This is a genomic window from Rhizobium sp. P1_E6 (genome assembly GCF_056405875.1).
In genome coordinates, this window is record NZ_JBFUBG010000294.1 from 1 (window position 1) to 1,100 (window position 1,100).

Sequence of the window (1,100 nt, forward strand, 5' to 3'; positions counted from 1 at the left end):
GAACATGAGTGTAAGCAGGTAGCGCTTATCGCAGACATAGGTGACGCACTTGAAATTCGCATGAATCTCGCGCAGGAGTCCGAGCAGCCGCTCATGGTTTCCTGGACGCCGCGAAAGAGAGCGATACTTCAGCTCGCCTGCCYGCAGCCGAGGGAAATAGTTGCGAATGAGCTTTGCGGCTTCGTCATCTTCTATGGCTATCGCTGAAGCGCCCTGGAAACGCTGTTCTGCATTGAGCAAATCGAAGCCTGTGTAGCCGCTCTCATCAATCCGGAAGCACTCCATCGAACATAAATCCTTCCAGATGCCTAGATGGGTGTTGCCGCGAAGACAGCGATGGCCGCCTTTGTGCTTCCCTCCTCAGATGCGCCAATAACGTGGCGGGACCTTTGGCAGATTCGGGGGGATGCCTTCGAAGCCCCGGCTCTTGTATAGGTGCGCGAAACTAGCCTGATCGGCCCCCGCGAGCGCGAACAAGACGAGGTTCTCGTGCTCGATGCACACACCATTTATTGGAACGGCGAGGGTCTTTAGTCGTCGCAGGGTCTCACCTGGAGGCGTGTCGAGTGCCTCTGCAAATTCGATCAAATCGAATTCGGCGACGCCGCAGCTTCCGATGTCGCCGTGGCCGCTGTTCGCCAGCGAGTGTACAACGGCGTAAGCCAACCTATCTTCGACTGTCTTTAGCACGTCAAACTCGAGGCGTTCCTTCAACTTAAGCGCTGGCATACGACGGTGACCTCCCCGCGAATCGAAATTCAGATGTTGTTTATGATAGCCGCTCGCGCCGGCATCTTTTGACCTATTCGATGGCGATCAACAATGAAGTGAGCCGGGTGTGTTTGTGCTTTTGAGATGAACCATTCAAATGGCTCAACGACGCCGGCCTCCGCGCTCAGAGCCAGAACAGGTTGAGCAAATTCACCGATCTGGTCGGCAGCACGTAATTTAACCCTGTGCCGCGATTGGGATTGGTAAAGTCAGCGAAAGCACGATAGGCGTCTGCGAATTCTCGCGCCGGAATCTCTGAGCCCTGCACCTGTTGTACGAAGCGCATGACAAAACCTGCGAGCACGTCCGCAGCCTGAATACTTGCGGAC

2 protein-coding genes and 1 pseudogene are annotated in these 1,100 nt (G+C 55.4%); all 3 read right to left on the reverse strand.

The genetic code is table 11. The features are described 5' to 3' along the window. Positions 1–285, reverse strand: a pseudogene (locus AC1D35_RS36325) (hypothetical protein); the annotation flags it as partial. 75 nt (positions 286–360) lie between these two features. Then, complete coding sequence (locus tag AC1D35_RS36330; protein WP_477942873.1) at positions 361–729, reverse strand: hypothetical protein; 369 nt, start codon at positions 727–729, stop codon at positions 361–363. Positions 730–895: 166 nt separating this feature from the next. Then, the coding region (locus AC1D35_RS36335) for a hypothetical protein (protein WP_477942875.1) at positions 896–1,100 on the reverse strand (205 nt) is incomplete at its 5' end.

Bases quoted from the DNA above. Each gene is read 5' to 3' on its own strand.
- AC1D35_RS36330 (WP_477942873.1), bottom strand. From the start codon at position 729: ATGCCAGCGCTTAAGTTGAAGGAACGCCTCGAGTTTGACGTGCTAAAG.